Below are 20,020 nucleotides of genomic sequence, written 5' to 3' on the forward strand. Positions count from 1 at the left end.
ACAATATGAAATATGCATTAATAACCGGAGGTTCAAGAGGAATTGGCAGGGCTGTGTGTTATAAATTGGCTGAAATGAAATACCATATTTTGTTGAACTACATTAACAATGATGATGAAGCACAAATCACAAAAGAACAAATAATGTTAAAAGGAGTGAAATGTGAATTAATTAAGTTTGACGTATCAGATAAGGAAGCATGTGAGCAGATATTAGGTACCTGGATTGAGAACAATAAAGAAAGTACTATAGAAGTATTAGTAAATAATGCAGGTAAGCGGCAAGATAATTTATTTGTATGGATGACTGATTTGCAATGGAAAGAGGTAATTTCAACGAGCCTTGATTCCTTTTTTTATGTAACACGTTTAGTATTAAATAAAATGGTCCATCAGCGGTATGGTAGAATTATAAATATGGCATCGCTATCTGGATTGAAAGGCAATGCCGGGCAAACCAATTATTCAGCGGCAAAGGCGGGTTTAATAGGAGCAACGAAAGCCTTGGCCCAGGAAGTAGCCCGTCGTGGTGTTACCGTTAATGTTGTTGCTCCAGGATTTATTCGAACTGACATGACTCAAGATTTAAATGAAAAACAATTATCTGATATTATTCCAATGCGAAGGTTTGGGACACCTGAAGAAGTAGCTGAAGTGGTTGGTTTTTTAGCCTCACCGGGAGCATCATATATCAGTGGAGAAGTCATTTCTGTAAATGGAGCGCTCTATTCATGATTTCTTTGGATTAATTATTTTAATTTTGCGTTTATGAGACGAGTTGTAATTACAGGAATGGGCATTTACTCTTGTATAGGAAAAAACCAAAATGAAGTATCAAAATCACTATATACAGGAAAATCAGGTATTATATTAGATCAAGAAAGAAAATCCTTTGGATACAGATCAGGACTCATGGGAATGGTTGATCGCCCTGATTTAAAAGGACTTTTAGATAGAAGAGCTAGAATAATGATGCCTGAGCAAGCTGAATTTGCTTATATTTCAACATTAGAAGCCTTAAAACAGGCTGGATTTGATGAGCAGTATTTAGAGCAGCATGAAGTTGGGATTATTTATGGTAATGATAGTTCAGCGAAGCCAGTCATGGAAGCAATTGACACTATTCGAGAGAAAAAAGATACTATGTTTGTAGGTTCTGGTTCAGTTTTTCAGACAATGAATTCTACAGTAACAATGAATTTGAGTACTATTTTTAAATTGACTGGAATCAATTTTACAGTAAGTGCAGCATGTGCTAGCGGTTCACATGCTATTGGTCTTGCATATCAAATGATAAAATATGGTCAGCAAGATAGAATAATATGTGGTGGTGCTCAAGAAGTGAATATTTATTCTATGGGAAATTTTGATGCTTTAGGGGCTTTTTCTATCAGAGAAAATTGTCCATCTGCAGCTTCAAGACCTTTTGATAAGGATAGAGATGGTTTAGTCCCAAGTGGAGGAGCAGCAACCATTATTTTAGAAAGTTTAGAATCTGCAAAAGAAAGGGGTGTAGAAATTTTAGGAGAAATCATCGGGTATGGATTTTCTTCAAATGGTGGGCATATTTCAAATCCGACCGTAAACGGCCCAGCAAAAGCATTAATGATGGCGATTAATGATGCTAAAATCAGGGTTCAGGAAATAGATTATATCAATGCTCACGCAACTTCTACGCCTGTAGGTGATGCTAGTGAAGCTAAAGCGATACACAGTGTTTTTGGAGATTACAAAGTTCCAGTTAGTTCAACAAAATCAATGACAGGACATGAATGTTGGATGGCAGGAGCAAGTGAAATAGTGTATTCTATGTTAATGTTGCAAGAAGGATTTATTGCGCCTAATATAAATTTTGAGACTCCAGATGAAGATTCTGCTAAACTAAATATCGTTGGGAAAACTGTAGATAAAAATATTGATGTATTTTTGTCTAATTCCTTTGGGTTTGGAGGAACTAATTCGACATTGATAATAAAAAAAGTGATAAGATAACGTTATGACATACGAAGAAATAATAGCCAAAAGTAATGAATTTTTGGTCGATGAATTTGAGGTTGATGGTAGTAAAATCACACCACAAGCTAATTTAAGAGAGACCTTAGAATTGGACAGTTTAGATTATATTGATCTTGTTGTTGTTATTGAAAGTAACTTTGGCGTAAAGGTAAAAGCAGAGGAGTTTGGAGAGATAATAACATTCAAAGATTTTTATGATTATATAAATAAAAAACTTAGCCTAAAAAATGTTTAATGTCCCAATGGGAAGGTAAGTCTAAAGGAACACCAACAGGATACAGGATTTTTGTGTTTTTAATCAAAGTGTTTGGATTGAGAACTGCATATTTTGTATTATATTTTGTGGCATTTTACTATTATTTTTTTTCTATAAATAGTTCTAAGAATATTTATTATTTTTATAGGTATAGGATGGGATTTAATTTTTTTAAATCCTTAAAAATGCTTTATAAAAATTATTATGTTTTTGGTCAAACCCTAATAGATAAAACTGCAGTGATAGCAAACTTAATAGGTAATTATAGTTTCCAATTTACTGGAGAAAACTATTTAAGAGAAATCGTTCAAAAAGGAAAAGGAGGTATCTTGTTAAGTGCACATATTGGTAATTGGGAGGCAGCTGGGCATCTACTCAAAAGATTAGAAACACGAATTCATATCCTAATGTTTGATGGAGAAGATCCAAAAATAAAATCATATATTGAGTCCATGAAATCAGCTAGATCGTTCAATATCATATTAGTAAAAGAGGATTTAAGTCATATTTATAAAATTTCAGAAGCATTAGCGTCAAATGAATTAGTATGTATACATGCTGATCGATTTTTAACAAAGAACAAAACGATTTCTGCAAAATTTTTAGGAAAAAAAACATTTTTTCCAGAAGGGCCATTTCAACTTGCACTCAAATTTGGGGTTCCTGTTGCCTTTGTTTATGCATTTAAAGCTGATCTACTAAAGTATCATTTTTATTCAAGTAACATAAAATATTATTCTAAGAGGGATGGACATTCAATAGAAACCGTATTGAATGATTATTTATATGACTTGGAGGAAAAGCTTAGAGTATACCCGGAACAATGGTTTAATTATTATAAATTTTGGAATTAAATGGGCTTACTTATGATTGATCAAGAAAGAATTATTGATTTAATTCCTCAAAGATATCCAATTGTATTGGTAGATATGTTGGAACAAGCTGATGAAAAAATAACAAGAAGTCGATATAAAATAGACAAGCAAAGTATTTTATGTAAAAATGAAGTATTTTCTGAAAGTGGTTTACTTGAAAATGTAGCCCAAACTGCTGCCGCCGGCATAGGTTATCAATGTAAAATTAAAAAAATCAGTATACCTATTGGTTTTATAGCATCCATTAAAGATATTAAAATAGTATCTTTGCCTAAGGTTGAAGATGAGATTTTAACCGAGGTTAAAGTTATCAATCAAATTATGAATATTAGTGTTATTCATGGTTTTGTAACGTTAAATGGATTAGAAATTTTAAGTTGTGAAATGCAAATAATAATTCAAAATTAAATAATATGAAAAAAATGCGAATGTTTGTTTTTTCGATTTGTTGTATTGCTATAATAAATATGGACCTAGCAGCCCAGAACACAAAGGATCTTTTTTCAAATTCTGAATTACCTATAACCTGGTTAGGTTTAGATTTTTCTGAAGTGAGATATATTGGTGATCCAGGAACCGTTGATGCAATAGAAATGAAAAAATTGTTTGTAAAAATAAATGATTTAATCATTCAGGAACCAAACAAATTTAAAATTGGAGCTGCTTTTCAAAAATCCAATATTTCAAATGATATTTCTGTTACCCAAAAGGTAAATGAAAATATGAATGCTGGAAATATATTATCCTATAATGATAAGGATGAAAAAAGAATTAACGAACAAATCATAAAAAAAATAATCAATTCTGATTCATACAGTTCAGCGGGAAAAGGTGTAGGATTGTTATTTATAGTGGAGTCATTGAATAAAAATAAAGAGTCAGCCAGTGTTTGGATTGCATTTATCAATTTAGATAAGCACACACTTATATTTTCTGAACGAGTTGAAGGGAAGGCTTCTGGATTTGGTTTTCGAAATCATTGGGCTGGAAGTATCAACAGCATTCTTAAAGATATAAAATCCAGTTTATATAATAAATGGCGTAATAAATCAAATTGAATCAACAAAGCAATATATTAAAGGAAGTAATACATTTAAAGGTAAGGTTCTATGAAGTGGACCCACTAGGAATAATGTGGCATGGACATTATTTAAAATATTTTGAAGATGGAAGAGAAGCCTTCGGTGAAAAATATGGAATTTCATATTTAGATATTTACAATAATGGATATGTTACGCCATTAATAAGTATTAATTGCAAATACCTTAAACCTTTAAATTACCAAGACAAAATTTTGGTTGAAACGAGTTTCATTAATGTTGAGGCAGCAAAATTATATTTTAAATATCGAATTTTGTCGGAAAATTATGATACCGTATTTACTGAAGGAGAGTCTATTCAGGTTTTTTTAAACAAAGAATCAAGAGCGTTGCAATTAACGCATCCAGATTTTTTTATGGATTGGAAGAAAAAAAATGGAATATATTAAATGAAGTGCAAAGTTTATGTAGAAGCACATAACATAATATCTCCGTTAGGTCAGACTAGCGAAGTCAATTTTACTAATCTGGAGAATGGGAAATCAAGTATAAATGAACACAATAATATTTTATACGATGATGAAAAATTCTGGGCTTCAATTTTCAAAGAAACAACCCAGTTCAAAATTGAAGAGAAAGATCAACAGATTGGTCATTTTTCAAAATTTGAACAATTACTCATTTGTTCTATTCAAACAGCATTAAAATCGTCAAACATCAATCCAACTGACCAGGATGTAATCATCATAATTTCTACAACCAAGGGGAATATAGAACTGTTGGAACTGAGGAAAGATCCAACTTTTGATGTGAATCTACTAAGACTTTCTTATTCAGCTAATAAAATTGCTCAATATTTTAAGAATCCTAATAAACCAATTCTTGTTTCAAATGCATGTATTTCGGGAGTTAATGCTATTATTTTAGGAAAAAGACTTATTGAACAAGGTAAATATAATCATGCAATTGTTGTTGGCGGAGATACCTTTTCAAAATTTGTGTATTCCGGTTTTAAATCTTTTCAAGCTTTAAGTAAGAGGAAGTGCGCACCCTTTAGCAAGGATAGAGATGGAATCAATTTAGGTGAAGCTTTCGGAACTATTTGTTTAACAAATCAAATAAGTGAAAAAACGAAGGTGATGGTTATGGGAGGAGCAACAGGGAATGATGCTAATCATATTTCAGGCCCTTCAAGAACTGGATTTGAATTAAGTCAAGTGATTAACAAGACCCTTCTTGAGTCAAAATTAAAACCACAACAAATTGATTTTATTTCAGCACATGGAACAGCAACTATTTATAATGATGAAATGGAGGCGAAAGCAATTAAATTATCAAATTTGCAACACAGTAAAGTAAATAGTTTGAAGGGATATTTTGGTCATACCTTGGGAGCGGCAGGGATTATAGAAAGTATCATATGTGTACAATCGTTATTAAATAAAATAATTTTATCTACAAATGGATATGAAGATCAAATATGTAGTTTTGAAATAAATATAAGTAATAACAACGTTAAGCAACCAATACATCATTGTTTAAAAATTGCTTCTGGTTTTGGGGGATGTAATTCAGCTCTTATTTACTCTGGCTTCAACTAAATAATTCAAAGCTTCAAAAGCTAGAACTGAAAATTTATTTTAGCCCTTAATCCTATTGATGCAATATTTTTATGATCTAGATAAGTAAAACGTTTGACAAGATCAATTCTTAAGACACGGAAAATATTTCCAATCCCAATACTTCCTTCAATATACGGAGATTTATTTAAAGAATAAGTAATAGGTACATCACTATTGTTTGTAGGAAATTTAAATAGGTTAGAATTTGAGCTAGGATTATTTGTTGAGGATAATGAACCGAATAAAATTTTAAAATTAATAAATTCCCGAAGCTTTAATTTTCTAACATATGGTATTTTATTTAATGAGAAACCCTCAAGTTGATGGTCGATTAATATTTGAAGATATTGATCATTTACAAATTCTAAATAGTTCATTAAATTAAAACCAGAAATATCATTAAAGTAAGTTTGATTTGCAGGAGGAATATAGAGATATGGAAAATTTATTCTGCCAAAAGATTTTCCAAATTCTGAATTAAAGTCTAATTTTCCAAATTTAAATAGATTAAATCTTTTAATAACATTTAAATTTAACTTCACATAATTAGATTGCAAATTAATATTATTAATTAAATTATAAGTACATTGAATTGTGAATACCGGTGCATAGGATTTAAGTCTGTACCTGGTGTTAGGGCCTTGATAGAATTTTTCATTGGGGCTGAATTTTAATTCTATTAATGCGTCAGTTGAATTAATATTTGGAAAGTCTTCAATAATATTATTATAATTTTTAGTATTAAAATGTAAAGAAGACAGGGGAATAATAATAGAATTTGTAAGCCCTACTTTATATGAAAAATGGTTTTTAAATTCTTGATTATATTCAAATTTAATTAATTTATTGTATATCCAAAAATCATTCTTTGTTCTTTCGAATGATAACAGAACATTAGACTTTGATGGAGTCAGAACAGATTGACCAAATATAAACAAGTCATTTATATATATTAAGGAAAGTGACTTCTTAGGAAATAGGAGAACATTTTTATGATTTAAGGATAAAGTAGAATTGAGATTATATTTTAATTTATTATCTTTTAAGCCATAAGCCAATGATCCTTCAATTCTCAATAACTTATAGAATTTATATGTTGTTCTAAATCCCAAATTAAATTTTATTTTTTCGATGGGATTGAAACTAATTGATGAAAAGATAGAACCTATTTCAATGTAATTTAGTGGATAGAAACCAGTAATTGATAATTGAATAATTTTCATTAAATTACGATAGGAAGTTGAATTTTTTATTGAGTCAAAAGTTGTAAATATTTTGGAATTTTCAGACGATAATTTCGATATGTTTATACTGTCCTGTACATCTAAAATTGATTTACTTATATTCTGACTTGAATCTATATTTGTCGAGGGTGATCTATTTATATATTGATAGCGTTGAGTAAGTTTTTTGGCAGTTATTGGAAGGTCAATCATTGTTGTTTTAAATTTCAAATTCATAATTTCTGAATTCATTATATATTTTTGATTATATAATTTTACAAAAGTCTGTTCTAAATCAAAATGTGTTATCCAATTTAAGTTTATATTTTTATTGAAAGTTAAATAATTTTTAATTAAAGCATAAGTACTATCAAGAGCAATATATAAATATCCTTGGAATAAAAAATCTGAACTAAGAACAGGCACAAAACCTATTTTAACCGATTTAATATTATTAATATATAAAGTATCCATGATGTAATATTTGTATAATAATGTTCCAATTGAAGACAAGGGACTTGTATATTCATGATCAAATAAGTGGATATTGACTTTATATAAATTTATTTGTTGATATAACTGATTCATATAGATCGTTAAATCAAATGATTTATTTAGATTGTCTATAGTAGCTAATCTTATTGAGTCAGTAATCTCTAAAATGGAGTCATTAAATGTGTTAATTGATTTTGTTTTGAAAGTTTCTTTTATGTAAATAGGTAGACTAAGTTCATTTTTTGAGGAATCTGTATAACTTATAAGTTGTTTGAAAGGCCTTATTTCTTTTCTTTTTAAAATTTTTTCAGATAATGGTACTATATTGAAATTAATTTTTTCATAAGTTTTGAATCCATACAAATTATTGATTGAAAATTCATTTATTGATTTGTTTTCAATTGTTTTGTTAATAATTTCTAGTGCTGGGTTTTGTTTTCTTTTATATTTTGTTTTTTTACTTGTTACTGTTACTTCGTTCAAATAATTCAGATCTTGAACTAAGAGAATTGTAAAGTTGGAGTCTTTAGTAACTTTAAATTCAAATGATTTATATCCGAGATATATTGTTTTAATTTTGTCATTAAGTGAAATATTATGTAAATAAAAATTGCCATTAAAGTCAGAAGTTGTAATCTGATTTGAATGATCAATATAAATACTTACAAACGGAAGAGGTTCTTTGGTTTTACCATCCAAAATTTGACCAATAATTGAAATTGATTGTGAAAAAAGTGATGAACAAGACTGTAACATAAAAAAGCATATGCTCAGTAGTATCTGATTCAAGTTATTGAAGTTGGGCATGAATTTAATCAAATATGCTTATAGTATTAGATCAATCAAAACTAGTATTAATTTAAGATAAAATTAATATCTTTTGAAACAAATCTAACTGATTCATTAAAATTGTTGTTTTAAATTCAATTCTAGTTATCTCTAAATATTATATTTGTGCAATGTTAAAATTGAATTATTTGATAAGATGGAAAAGGTAGATGTTTTGGTTATTGGAGGAGGTCCGTCTGGATCTGTTGCAGCAGCAATAGTTAATAAAGCTGGATATAAAGTTAAATTAGTGGAAAAATTAAAATTTCCAAGATTTGTTATTGGAGAGAGTCTACTTCCAAGATGTATGGAGGCACTTGAAGCAGCAGGTTTTTTGGAGAGTTTAAAGAAATTTGGTTTTCAGGAAAAGTTTGGAGCTAAGTTTGTTGAACACGGGACTGTTTGTGATTTTAATTTTTCAGATCAATTTTCAAAAGGATGGAATTGGACATGGCAAGTTCCACGGGCTGATTTTGATCAGATATTGACAGATGATTTAATGAAAAGTGGTGTGGAGGTACAGTTTGAAACTACTGTAAAAGATATTTTATTTGATGGTACTAATTCAATTACTACAGTTGAACAAGAAAATGGAAGTTCAAGTAAAATTCACGCTCGATTTATAATTGATGCCAGTGGTTATGGTCGGGTAATCCCCAAATTATTTAATTTAGATCGGCCATCAGATTTACCAGCTAGGAAGACCTTGTTTACGCATATAAGAGATACAAGAAGAATGGATTATGATGAACCAAACAGGATTACGATAGTATCCCATAAGGAGGGTGTTTGGATCTGGGTGATACCTTTTTCAAATGGAAATACCTCTGTTGGTTTTGTGGGGCTACCAAGTTTTTTTCAACAATTTGAAGGCAGTCCAGAGCAAATGTTCAGAACTTTAATACAAAGTGAGCCACATATAAAGGATCGATTTGATCAAAGTGAGTTTATTTTTGAACCGAGAACTATTGAGGGATGGTCTGTAACCACAGATCAATTTTATGGAGATGGCTTTGTTTTAACTGGTAATGTCACTGAATTTTTGGATCCAATTTTTTCTTCAGGAGTAACCCTTGCAACGGTTTCTGGTCATAAAGCTGCATTATTAGTATGTAGGCAATTAAATGGAGAACATATAAATTGGGAAACAGAATTTCAACAACCAACAATGGAAGGTGTTAATACTTTTAGATCATACGTCACCGCTTGGTATGATGGTACCCTTCCAAGAATATTTTTTGCGCCCAATCAAAATCCAACTATAAAAAATTATATCTGCTCGGTCTTGGCGGGGTATGTTTGGGATTTAGATAATCCATATGTTAAAAAGCATGAGTCAGCTTTAAAAGCTCTTGCAAAGGTTATACAAATAGAGGCAAGTGTATAAATTTTCCTAGCTCGATTTTTTTATTCTAAAATATAAATTCTTTTTTAAAATAGCAATACTCGTTATTACTCCAGAAAATAATGTGCTACAAATACCAACGGTTAAAATATCCTGACCAGTAAGAAATAAATTTTTTATGGGAGTGCGAGGACGCAGCCATAATTTGTTAAATCGGTCTGCTGAATGTTCCAATCCATATATTTCACCTTTTTGATAATTTGTAAAATGTTTTGTTGTAAGAGGTGTCGACAATTCGCAGACATCAATATAATTTTTAATTTGTGGTACAACAGAAAGTACTTTATCCAATAGTTTATTTTTTAATTCATCCTTAAAATTAGTATATTCAATATTTCTTTTCAGCCAGGAACTATCACTCCATTCTTTATAATGTTCAAAAGATGAAAGTGTTAAGACTTGTATTGTAGCAGTATTAGGATGGTTTATTTTCCAACTTGGATCTTTTGCTGAAGGAAATGAAATGTATGCAAGTGGAAGTTCTAAGGAATTATCATCAATATAATTATTAAAGCTATCATCAAGATTGTAGTTACTATAAATCCAGAAATTGTGCTTTGGTAAATTTAAAAATTCATCACTAGCATTGAGCCCAATATAAAGTGCAACATGTGATACCGAGGATTTTAATTCATTTGCCTCAGAAGTAATTTTATCTAAATATGAGACAGGAGATAAAATTAGTTTTTCAAAGGTATTTTTAACACCAATATCACTGATTACTGAGGTTGCAGATATAATATCATCATTTATCATTTTTACGCCAATAGCAACATTGTTTTCAATGACTATAGATTTCACTTCAGCATTAACAAGAACGGTACCTCCATGTGATTCTATAGTTGGTAAAATAGTTTTATAAATACTAGAGGAACCGCCTTGTGGATAGCAACCGCCATTAAGGTAATGTTCAACAATTAATGCATGAATGGCAAAGCTACTTTTCTTTGGTGTCATACCATAATTTCCACATTGTGCGCACAGTACTGCTAATAGTCTTTTATTTGATGTTAAATTACTAATGACATCATAAGTTGTTTGATTGGCATACTTTAAAAAAGTCTTTCTCATTGAAGAGCTAAAGAAGTAACTTAAAAACGGAGGCAGTGTCTTTTCGCTAAAAAACCAGGCACTAGAATTATTTAATTTTTGAATTAATTCAAAATATTTATTTATTGCAATGGTCTCATCTGGAAAATATCCAATTAATTTAGATATTAAATTTTCCTTACCACTTGAAAATTCATATTTATCACCTTCAATTATGGCAACATCATAAATTTCACCCATTGATTCCCAATGTAATGGATCAGAAGAAATGTAATTAAAAATCTTGGTAACAAACTCATTTTGATTTAGATCACCCAAATAATGTAATCCTATGTCCCATTCGTATTTTTTTCTTTTAAAAACATGAGTAAAACCTCCTCCTTTGAAATGTCGTTCAAGTACTAATACTTTTTTTCCTTCTTTAGCCAGGATTGCTGCAGTAGTCAACCCACCAAGGCCAGAACCGATGATTATGGCATCATATTTATGTTTTGAATATTCTGAAGTGTATTTTTTCATTGGAGGTATTTGTTTACAAATTATCTCAAGTCAATAAATTTAGTTAATTTTCTTTGACCAGGTATACTTTGCATTTTATTAATTATACTAATAGGTTTAAATTCAATTTTAGGTAATACCTTCAAGTTTGATTGTAATGCAGATTTAATTTTTTTCTCAATTGTATCATTCAAGGAATAAGTAGCAATATGTATTGATATATCATCTGTATTAAAAGTACTTTTTCTTAATTCAATAAAATAATCTTGTACATCGTCTAATCCATTTAAAATATTAAACATAGTTTGTGGAAAAAGAGTCGTGCCATTGTATTTTATCATTTGGTGTTTTCGTCCTATGATAGGACTTAATCTAAAAGTAGATTTACCGCATGGACAAGGATCTGTATGGAATGAACAAATATCACCTGTTTTATAGCGCAAAAGAGGCATGCCTTCTACTCCAAATGTAGTGATTGTTAGTTCGCCAATTTCTTTTTCGGGTAGTTGATTTTCATTTTCATCTAAAATTTCAAAATAAATCAATTCTGGTAAATGGTGACCTCCTTGTTGAAAAGCACATTCGGTGAATGCCGTCTGTTTTTCAGTTGAAGCATAGGTTGAAAATAGACTAACATTCCAGTTCTCAATTATTTTGGATGCAATGGGGTTATTCTGAAAATCTATGTCTCTAATATTTTCACCAATGCATAAAATTTTACGAACGTTTAAATCATTTAAATTAATATTATTTTCTTTGGCAAAATGTATTAAATTAATAATAAATGTTGGAACTGAAATTAAAATCGTTGGATTAAGTTGCTTAATCATTTCAAATTGTAGAGCTATATTTCCTGGCCCAACGCGGACTATACCAGCACCTAATTGTCTAACACCAGAATAATAGGCTATGCCCGCCATAAATTGACGATCTAAAGAAACCATAAGTTGAAATAAATCATACTCAGTTGCACCTATTTGTTTAAATGATTGACATTCATTATAGGCCAATCTTTTCAAATCATTCTCGGTGAGTCCTATGATAACCGGAGCACCTAAGGTGCCAGACGTTGTACAATATTCAATTATTTTACTTTTATCAACACATAAAAAATCCCAATTTGAAGCTTGTAAATTATATTTTGAAGTAGTTGGAATTTGAGTAATGTCAGTTAAATGTTTAAAAGAATTAATATCATAATTATGTTTATTAAATAATTTTATATAGTAAGGAGAGTAAGTATTTAAATAGTTTAATAGCTTAATCATTTCGACTTCCTGATATTGGAGAATTTGTTGTTTGGATAGATGATCTAATGGAATCATTATAGTCAATTAATTTGTAAGAATAACGACTGCGCAAGCAGTATTTTTTGTGTGAGACAATGAGACAAGGATTTTATAATTGCCAGATTCAATAATTTTTTTACTTTCGTTTATAAAATTGAAAAGTGGTTTTCCTGATTTTTCATTAATAATTTCCGATTCATTTAATTTTATTTCTGAATTCAAACCACTACCTAAGGCTTTTAATAAGGCTTCTTTTGCAGCAAACCGAGCAGCGTAATGTTCCATTTTATTCCTTTGTTTTTCGCAATAATTAATTTCTGATTTGGAAAAAATATGTTCTTTAAGTATTTCATTATTTTCTAGTTTTGACTGAATTCGATCAATATCAACAATATCTATTCCCAGGCCAACAATCATTTTTTAATCTTTATTATTACATTTGGTTAATTGCTCTTGAATATAAAGATATTCATTTTTTGTTGCAACCTCTTTAGTAAGACTTAATTTATAGTACCATTCAGCTTTTTGATAATTCTTCTTTTTGAAAAAAGCATCACCTAAAAGAAGGTAGGTTTGGTAAAATTCTGGATTGGAGTTAATAAATTGAGAACTGTCCACAGCAACATTAGCCAAAATGTGTTCTTTACATTTTTGAAAATATTTAAAATCAAGGTAAGTTTTTGAATTTAAGAAGGTATCTGGTTCAATGGTTAGATTACTTACATAGATTTCATGATTTTTGAAAGTAAAAGTGGAATCAAAAATTTTATTTAGATCATATGAAATATATGATCCCAGTTGCCAAGGAGCTGTAGAAATCCAAACTAATTTTTCGTATGGTTTGAAAATAATGGAGTGATGGCAGATTAACTGATTTATTGCTTTTTCATTTCCCAAACCAATATTTTTTTCATTTAAACCTAATTGGTTCCTAAGAATTTGAGCTGTTTGTGTAACAGTATTTTTTTCAACCTTAGCTAATAATTCATTAATTCTATCAGATCTATATAGGGAAGCACTATTTTGTTTTTGGTCAATATTGCTAGATTCATTATTTAATAATGAAGATTGATAGTGATTTGTACAAATAATTTTGTTTGTATGAGGGTAGACAACATCCATTTTATCAGGGGTCTTTTCAATTATTATGGTAGTACTATCTGGAGCAGATCCAATCATTATAGATTCAGAAACAAATGTTTTTCTACTTTTAGCAATAGAGATAGCTTCATTAATGTTGGAAGCGTATTGTAGAATTTCTCTTGATAATAAAGAAATGGGAGTGGCAGATCCTTCGGGAATTGTTGACTTAGCAGCATTTATTGTTACGGTAATACCTTTTATATTCATTCCTGATAAAACCCCAGTCATCCCACCCCAGGTAATAGTCATAAATTTATAACCGGAATCTGGATTACAAAATGCTATGATTTTATTTTTTGCAAAATCTTCACCTACAAAAAAATCAAAATTTCTCCCAATGATTAAATCATTATTTAAAGATGCAGTCCCCCAAGTTGCGAATGAAGAGCAACCTACAAGTGCTAAATTTTGTAATGCATGACCAATATCATGAGCTGCATGATAATTGAGTAAACGTTGATAAGGATTGCCAATATAATTAAATTCACTTGAGGCAGATTGTGATATACCATAAATTTCTTCTTTTTGTTCAAGTGTCAAGCAATTGATTAAATCTCGATTAAACCAACCAATAAAATATTTTAAAAAATGACGATAGAAAGCTGATGGAACAATTTTACAAATTTGATTGTGAAATGCCATTTCTTGGGAATAGATTAGTTCTTTGGATAAAATGCCGTTTATTAAACCTCTTTCATAAGGCTTCCCTTCTGTGTACATTTCCCATAGTCCTGTGTTACTTTTACGCAACCAATTATTTCCAAGTTGAAAGGAAGTAGAGTCAATATTAGTTCGGTGAAGTTGTGAAATTAATTGAGGGTCAACTTTAGGGAAATTTATCTTGGTGATGAAATATAGATAAACGAATATAGATAACAGTAAAACTATTATTCCAAGAAGAAAATAAACTAATATTCGTCTTATTTTTCTAAGAAGCTTCATTATTAATTTTATTTAATAGGTCGGTCAAATTAATTAAAGAGGAGCAACTAACAAGGGAACTTATTGACACACCCAAGATACCATGTAAATTTATATTTTGTCCAGATAAAAAAAGGTTATTTATTTTAGTTCTTGGAGAGATAAATGACTTGATCGCATCTTTATAATCCTTTTTGATTCCATAAATGGAACCATCTGTAGTTCCCATATAATCTCTGAAAGTTAAAGGAGTGGAAGTGGTATAAGATTTTATGCATTTTCTAAAACCTGGAAATTTCTGTTCAACACAATCAATAAGTTTTTCTGCTTTTATTTTTTTAAAAAGGGCATAGTCGTCTCCTCTATCACCAGGATGAGTGGCAGTATTGTGAGTATGACTCCATCGTGAAACTTCTTCATATTTCATATAAGCCATAATTGTTATTCCTTCTGCAAATTCATTTCTTTTTGCAAATTCTGAATGAAAAACAGCATAAAATTTAGGCCAAGAATGGTCATCATGTTCCATGCCATTCCAAACATCGTCAGTGAGGTAGCAATAATAGTTGGAATTGGAATATTTAAAAGTATTCGGAATAAGATTGATGTTGATCATAAAAGAACTGGTAGAATTTTCTAGAGAATTAATTCTCTTGCGATAACTTAATTTAATGATATTTGAATCAATCATTTTTAATGTTTGGGAAGGGTGAATGGTTGAAATAAAATAATCCCCAAAAAATTTGTTACCGTCGTCTGATTCGAGATGATGTACTAATTCTTGTTCGACATGAATTTTATTTACTTTGGTTCTTGTTTTTATCGCGCCACCATGAGATCTGATTATTTTACAAAGCGACCTGGCTATTTGAGAACCTCCGTTTACAAACCTCCAGGCACTTTCAATATAGCTATTGATGACTAACGCATGAACATATAATGGCGTTTTATCGCCTACTCCAGCATATAAGGGATTATTACCAGCTAATACATTTTGTAATCTAATATTTGAAGTTAATGATGCAATAAAATGCTTAGTATCTAGTTCGTAGTAACTTGAAATTTTAAAATTATCTGTTAATTTTAAATTATATAAAGGTACGCTTGCACAAATCTTTTGTATGGTGTTACAATATTCAACAATTGCTTTTTCTTCAGATGGAAACGAGTCTATTAAATTCTTTTTAAATAGATCATAACCTTGTCCAAAACTGTACTCCATATTATCAGAATGAAAGCAAATTTTATCAAAGGCTGCAACATCCATTTTTACAATTTTAAGATCTTGCATGATTCCTAAATAATCAAATATTTTATATAAGGTTTGTCCTTTATCTAATCCACCAACATAATGCACACCGGAGTCAAAAATATGTCTTTCTCTGACGTATGTTTGTAATGTACCGCCAATTTGTTTATTCATTTCTAAAATAGTAACAGAATATCCTGCTTTGGCGAGTATTGCCCCACACATTAAACCGCCTATCCCACTACCTATAATAACTACTTTTTGATTCATTTAAGATCTAAGATTTTTTTAAAATAAATGTTATATTAGATGTTAATTTTGTGGAATCCACTTCTTGGATACTTAAGTGATTAATTTTTACAAAGTTATAAATTAAATTAGATGAAATAAAGGACAAACCACTTTCAGAGACTTTATTAAAATTAAATACTTTGGTTGAAAGGAATTCAGATAATTGGGTTCCTTTATGTCTATTCTTTTTTTCTTTAATTCCATCACGGATAATTAATAGACCCTTTGGATTTAAGGCTTTTATGCAGGAGTCTAAAATTTCATTTTGTTGTTGATCATTTAAATAATGAAGTACATCAGAAATAATTATGGTATCGTAACATTTCATTGGATATTCTAAAATATTTGCTGTTTCAAATGTTAAGTTATTGGGTCGTAAATAGCCATTTGAAGCAATTGAAATTTTTTCGGCATCAAAGTCAAGCGCAGAAATTGATCTTTGGGAAGATCTGAATGCTAGAATATAATCTAAAAAACCATATCCACAACCAATATCAAGAATTTTATTTTCTAACGGAATAATTTCATCCATGAATTTATAATTATTTTCCAGGTTGAGTTTTATACGCATATACCATTCTAAAATAGGTCCCTTTAAAATATAGTTTCCGATGAGTTGATCATGAAAATAATTCACATCTTCAATTTGAACTGCAAGGTCTGTATATTTTTGTTTAAAATATTTTGATATGTTTTTAGTTTTTTCTTGGTACGAAACACCAAAATCAATATTGGTATTTAAAATTCTTGGTAAATATTCAATGGTAATTTGACCGTTTTTTAATAAGAAGTCACCTTTTGACATGCAATATCCAGTCCCATGTAACACAATCGGTAGAATGTCGACATTCAGTTGTTCAGCTAAAAGAAATGCTCCTTTATGAAATCTTTTCATGTGGCCATCAAAAGACCGAGTTCCTTCCGGAAAAATAACAATGGAGTAACCTTCTTTTATTTTTTCTTTTAGAAAAGGTAAATTTATTTCAGCATCTTGTGCTTTAAGATAATCTGCCATTTGTACAACAAGTCCAAATATTGGCGAACTCCAAACCCAGTGATTGGTCAGCAGTATAAATTTTGGATGAAGCATCACCAAACTTAAAATATCTAAAAAGGATTGATGGTTTGCGATAATGATTGATGGTGTTTTATGATTTTCATTATGAGGATTAATTATTTTTTTCTTTACATTGGCCATTAAATACATTAGGGATTTGGTAAAGTTGCACAGTATATAATGGTAAAGATATTTTAATTTCTTTTTTTGAAAGGGGATGAGTTTGGTTAATACAAACCCAATTATTACGAGCAATAAAGCACCAAAGACAAAATAAGAAAAGGCAATAATGGTTTTAATTAATTTGAAGAAACTTAATGGGTGTAATTTGTTTTTTGTACGATTTGTTATCAGGATTTTAAAAAGTAAAGGTTGAAGGGTCTGTGATATGATCCATACACACAAGATTCCAATAATAGAGATCAATGCAATCGAGAACATAGCAGGGTGTTTAGAAAAAATCAAGATACCTAATCCAATTAATGTGGTTAATACTGATAGAAAAATGGAAATTGAAATGGACTTTAAATGGTGAACTCCTTTGGCATATTTTTGAATCAAGCCATCCATAGTAAATATGCAATAATCATCACCAAGAGCAAAAATGAATGTAGACAGTATTATATTGATGATATTGAATTTAATATTAAATATGGACATGATGCCAAGTATCCATATCCAGGAAATGACCATAGGTAAAAAGCTGATTAAAGTCAATTCAATTCTACCATAAATTAGAAAAAGGGCAAATAAAACAATTAATGAAGTAAAAAGAGAAATAAATGTAAAATTATCACTTACAATTTTAATTAAATGGTCAGTAACAAATTGTCTGTCGAAAATTTTGACTTCTTTATTTGAATTAAACAAATCATATAGGTTATTTAATTGCGGAGTGTTTGCTTTTAGAATATTAATAATAGTGAATGTAGTATCTTTAGATTCAATAAAATTCTTAATTATAGTATTTTTAAAAATTGAAATCTCAGAGTCGGTTAGGGTAGTAAATTTGGAATTTAATGATTCTTGAAAGGAAGTCGTGAAACTAGAATGATATCCCAGTTGTATACCTTCAACTTGAAGTCTTCGAAATAAAGATTCTTTTTTTGACGGATTCCAATATAAATTCCATTTTGAAATTCTTTTTTGTTGTTCATTTAATGATGGAAGAATTTGCGTTGGACATATAAATGCATTTACAAATTTGGATGTTTTAGCATAATCTAAAGTTGAATGTAGTTTTTCATTATTTATTTGTGCTTCTTCCAGGGAATTTCCAGAGGAGAGTAAGAATACTGATTTTTGAAATTGGGAACTCATTTTGTTAAATGTATCTTGAGCTGTTTGCGTTTCACGGCTCATGAAATTAATTTTATTTAAATCGTTTTCAAAAGTTACATTTTTGGCATAATACAAAAGTATAGGAGTTAAAATAATGATAATCCAAAAGGTGTATTTGCTTGTTTGAAATTTATAAATAAAATTTGAATACTTATTAGAAATTTGTGAATCAGTATTAATGTTGTCGTATGTTGAAACAAGTTGTGGCAAAATAATTAAAGTTGCTAATGCTGCACCAATCAGACTGAACGCAGCAAATAAGCCTAAATCTTTTAGTACAGGTGCATTTACAAATTGTAAACTAAGGAACCCCAAAATCGTAGTAAGGCTTCCGATTGTCATCGGGAATGTTAGATCAACAATAGTTTGTTGACGATTGGGTTGTTCAGTTAAATGGGTTAAAAAATGAAGCGAATAGTTGATTGCAATACCAAGTATTAAAGAACCTCCAGCTAAGGCCATAACTGAAATATCGCCTTGTATTAAATATATAAGCGCCAGTGAAAATAGAGCGCCAAATACTACAGGAATTAAAATGATAATCGAAGAAAATCGTTTTTTAAAAAATAGACTAATTAACAAGACAATAAGAATTACAGACATGCCTAAAGTCAATCTTGTGTCTTTATTTATTTGTTTTGCATTACCAGCAGATACAATGGGAGCTCCAAAATAAATAATATTAGTTTGATTATGATTGCTTTTAAATTCAGAAACAATTTGTTCCAGTTTATTCGTAAATTCAACTGTTTTTTTAGAGTTGGCTGAAGGGAAAGAAGGATTAATAAACATTACGACATATCGTTCATCTTTACTTAAAAAATGTTCGTCGTATAGTGAAAAATCCTCTGTAAATTGCAAGCCTTTTAATTTATTATAGGCTAAATAATAGATACCCAAAGGATCTCTATAAATATAATCTTTTAATGCTAAGGCTTCAAAGGAGGAAAGCGTTGTAAGATTCTCGTTAAGTTTTTTCTTTATCGAAGCATCAGAAATTAATGAATCAATGATTGAATAGTCGATGGAATCTAAGAAAATGGGTAAGTGATCATTGATCACATCTAATAGGACTGAAGTTAAACTATCATTAGATTTATGTTCAATGGATTCAACCAAGGCCCCCATAGTGGATTGCAATGTGTAGGATAAGCTATCGGTAATATTTATGAGTTGATCCAGGTCATTTTCTCCCTTCATTGAGAGTCCGACAATAACCTTATCTGCATATTTTGAATTTTCAAAAAAATTGGCAAATGCTTCAATATTCTTATCTTGAGGAAGCATATGCATGACATTTTGTTTGATTTCTATTTTGGATGCATAATAGATACAACAAATGCAAAGACTGAATAGCGTAAAATAAAATATAGTTTTTCTATGTTCAAAAAAGTGGAATATATCTACAAAATAATTTCTCAT

General features: G+C 29.8%; 16 protein-coding genes. 9 read left to right on the top strand and 7 right to left on the bottom strand.

The annotated features are described in order from the left end of the window. Nucleotides 1-5: 5 nt before the first annotated feature. The 8 genes from fabG to IPK88_06230 all read left to right on the top strand — a co-directional run bounded on the left by fabG (nt 6) and on the right by IPK88_06230 (nt 5,787). Complete coding sequence (gene fabG / locus IPK88_06195; GenBank protein ID MBK8242994.1) at nt 6-734, top strand: 3-oxoacyl-ACP reductase FabG; 729 nt, start codon at nt 6-8, stop codon at nt 732-734. A 33-nt stretch (nt 735-767) separates the two neighbouring features. Continuing rightward, entirely contained in the window at nt 768-1,991 is a 1,224-nt protein-coding gene (locus IPK88_06200; GenBank protein MBK8242995.1) for a beta-ketoacyl-[acyl-carrier-protein] synthase family protein, read from the top strand. Between the two features lie 4 nt (nt 1,992-1,995). Next, nucleotides 1,996-2,250: an acyl carrier protein gene (locus IPK88_06205; GenBank protein ID MBK8242996.1), complete on the top strand. Its 255-nt coding sequence runs from the start codon at nt 1,996-1,998 to the stop codon at nt 2,248-2,250. Further along, nucleotides 2,250-3,125, top strand: coding sequence for a lysophospholipid acyltransferase family protein (locus IPK88_06210; protein MBK8242997.1), 876 nt, complete (start codon nt 2,250-2,252; stop codon nt 3,123-3,125). Before IPK88_06205 ends, IPK88_06210 begins: the two co-directional genes overlap by 1 nt. A 12-nt stretch (nt 3,126-3,137) precedes the next feature. Next, nucleotides 3,138-3,554, top strand: a complete 417-nt coding sequence (locus IPK88_06215) for a 3-hydroxyacyl-ACP dehydratase (GenBank protein ID MBK8242998.1) — start codon at nt 3,138-3,140, stop codon at nt 3,552-3,554. Nucleotides 3,555-3,559: 5 nt separating this feature from the next. After that, nucleotides 3,560-4,204, top strand: a complete 645-nt coding sequence (locus tag IPK88_06220; protein ID MBK8242999.1) for a hypothetical protein — start codon at nt 3,560-3,562, stop codon at nt 4,202-4,204. A gap of 74 nt (nt 4,205-4,278) precedes the next feature. Continuing rightward, nucleotides 4,279-4,635: an acyl-CoA thioesterase gene (locus IPK88_06225; protein MBK8243000.1), complete on the top strand. Its 357-nt coding sequence runs from the start codon at nt 4,279-4,281 to the stop codon at nt 4,633-4,635. Further along, nucleotides 4,636-5,787: a beta-ketoacyl synthase gene (locus IPK88_06230; protein ID MBK8243001.1), complete on the top strand. Its 1,152-nt coding sequence runs from the start codon at nt 4,636-4,638 to the stop codon at nt 5,785-5,787. A gap of 20 nt (nt 5,788-5,807) precedes the next feature. On the opposite strand, the gene IPK88_06235 is transcribed toward IPK88_06230, so the two are convergent. After that, nucleotides 5,808-8,282, bottom strand: a complete 2,475-nt coding sequence (locus IPK88_06235; GenBank protein MBK8243002.1) for a carboxypeptidase-like regulatory domain-containing protein — start codon at nt 8,280-8,282, stop codon at nt 5,808-5,810. 229 nt (nt 8,283-8,511) lie between these two features. Here IPK88_06235 and IPK88_06240 point away from each other — a divergent pair, with 229 nt between their 5' ends. Further along, entirely contained in the window at nt 8,512-9,741 is a 1,230-nt protein-coding gene (locus tag IPK88_06240) for a tryptophan 7-halogenase (protein MBK8243003.1), read from the top strand. A 6-nt stretch (nt 9,742-9,747) separates the two neighbouring features. Here the strand turns inward: IPK88_06240 and IPK88_06245 are convergent, their stop codons facing one another. From IPK88_06245 to IPK88_06270, 6 genes are read right to left on the bottom strand one after another with little or no spacing between them, the layout of a single operon-like run. Then, nucleotides 9,748-11,328, bottom strand: a complete 1,581-nt coding sequence (locus IPK88_06245) for an NAD(P)/FAD-dependent oxidoreductase (GenBank protein MBK8243004.1) — start codon at nt 11,326-11,328, stop codon at nt 9,748-9,750. A 20-nt stretch (nt 11,329-11,348) separates the two neighbouring features. Then, nucleotides 11,349-12,632 carry an AMP-binding protein gene (locus IPK88_06250; GenBank protein ID MBK8243005.1) on the bottom strand — a complete coding sequence of 428 codons (1,284 nt, stop codon included), beginning with the start codon at nt 12,630-12,632 and terminating at the stop codon, nt 11,349-11,351. 9 nt (nt 12,633-12,641) lie between these two features. Next, a complete protein-coding gene (acpS, locus tag IPK88_06255) occupies nt 12,642-13,010 on the bottom strand; it encodes a holo-ACP synthase (GenBank protein MBK8243006.1) in 369 nt (122 codons plus the stop codon). A 6-nt stretch (nt 13,011-13,016) separates the two neighbouring features. Further along, nucleotides 13,017-14,681 (bottom strand): peptidase C45, encoded by a 1,665-nt coding sequence (locus IPK88_06260; GenBank protein MBK8243007.1) that lies wholly within the window; start codon nt 14,679-14,681, stop codon nt 13,017-13,019. After that, nucleotides 14,668-16,179, bottom strand: coding sequence for an NAD(P)/FAD-dependent oxidoreductase (locus tag IPK88_06265; protein ID MBK8243008.1), 1,512 nt, complete (start codon nt 16,177-16,179; stop codon nt 14,668-14,670). The genes IPK88_06260 and IPK88_06265 overlap by 14 nt, the downstream gene beginning before the upstream one ends. Nucleotides 16,180-16,186: 7 nt before the next feature. Then, complete coding sequence (locus IPK88_06270) at nt 16,187-20,020, bottom strand: 1-acyl-sn-glycerol-3-phosphate acyltransferase (GenBank protein MBK8243009.1); 3,834 nt, start codon at nt 20,018-20,020, stop codon at nt 16,187-16,189.

Origin of the sequence: Candidatus Defluviibacterium haderslevense (assembly GCA_016712225.1) — a bacterium.
GTDB classification, from domain to species: Bacteria; Bacteroidota; Bacteroidia; order Chitinophagales; family Saprospiraceae; genus Vicinibacter; species Vicinibacter haderslevensis.

Excerpts from the sequence above, each read along its gene's own strand:
- fabG (MBK8242994.1), top strand. The coding sequence starts at position 6 with ATGAAATATGCATTAATAACCGGAGGTTCAAGAGGAATTGGCAGGGCT.
- IPK88_06200 (MBK8242995.1), top strand. The coding sequence starts at position 768 with ATGAGACGAGTTGTAATTACAGGAATGGGCATTTACTCTTGTATAGGA.
- IPK88_06205 (MBK8242996.1), top strand. The coding sequence starts at position 1,996 with ATGACATACGAAGAAATAATAGCCAAAAGTAATGAATTTTTGGTCGAT.
- IPK88_06210 (MBK8242997.1), top strand. The coding sequence starts at position 2,250 with ATGTCCCAATGGGAAGGTAAGTCTAAAGGAACACCAACAGGATACAGG.
- IPK88_06215 (MBK8242998.1), top strand. The coding sequence starts at position 3,138 with ATGATTGATCAAGAAAGAATTATTGATTTAATTCCTCAAAGATATCCA.
- IPK88_06220 (MBK8242999.1), top strand. The coding sequence starts at position 3,560 with ATGAAAAAAATGCGAATGTTTGTTTTTTCGATTTGTTGTATTGCTATA.
- IPK88_06225 (MBK8243000.1), top strand. The coding sequence starts at position 4,279 with ATGTGGCATGGACATTATTTAAAATATTTTGAAGATGGAAGAGAAGCC.
- IPK88_06230 (MBK8243001.1), top strand. The coding sequence starts at position 4,636 with ATGAAGTGCAAAGTTTATGTAGAAGCACATAACATAATATCTCCGTTA.
- IPK88_06235 (MBK8243002.1), bottom strand. The coding sequence starts at position 8,282 with ATGTTACAGTCTTGTTCATCACTTTTTTCACAATCAATTTCAATTATT.
- IPK88_06240 (MBK8243003.1), top strand. The coding sequence starts at position 8,512 with ATGGAAAAGGTAGATGTTTTGGTTATTGGAGGAGGTCCGTCTGGATCT.
- IPK88_06245 (MBK8243004.1), bottom strand. The coding sequence starts at position 11,328 with ATGAAAAAATACACTTCAGAATATTCAAAACATAAATATGATGCCATA.
- IPK88_06250 (MBK8243005.1), bottom strand. The coding sequence starts at position 12,632 with ATGATTCCATTAGATCATCTATCCAAACAACAAATTCTCCAATATCAG.
- IPK88_06260 (MBK8243007.1), bottom strand. The coding sequence starts at position 14,681 with ATGAAGCTTCTTAGAAAAATAAGACGAATATTAGTTTATTTTCTTCTT.
- IPK88_06265 (MBK8243008.1), bottom strand. The coding sequence starts at position 16,179 with ATGAATCAAAAAGTAGTTATTATAGGTAGTGGGATAGGCGGTTTAATG.
- IPK88_06270 (MBK8243009.1), bottom strand. The coding sequence starts at position 20,020 with ATGAGAAATTATTTTGTAGATATATTCCACTTTTTTGAACATAGAAAA.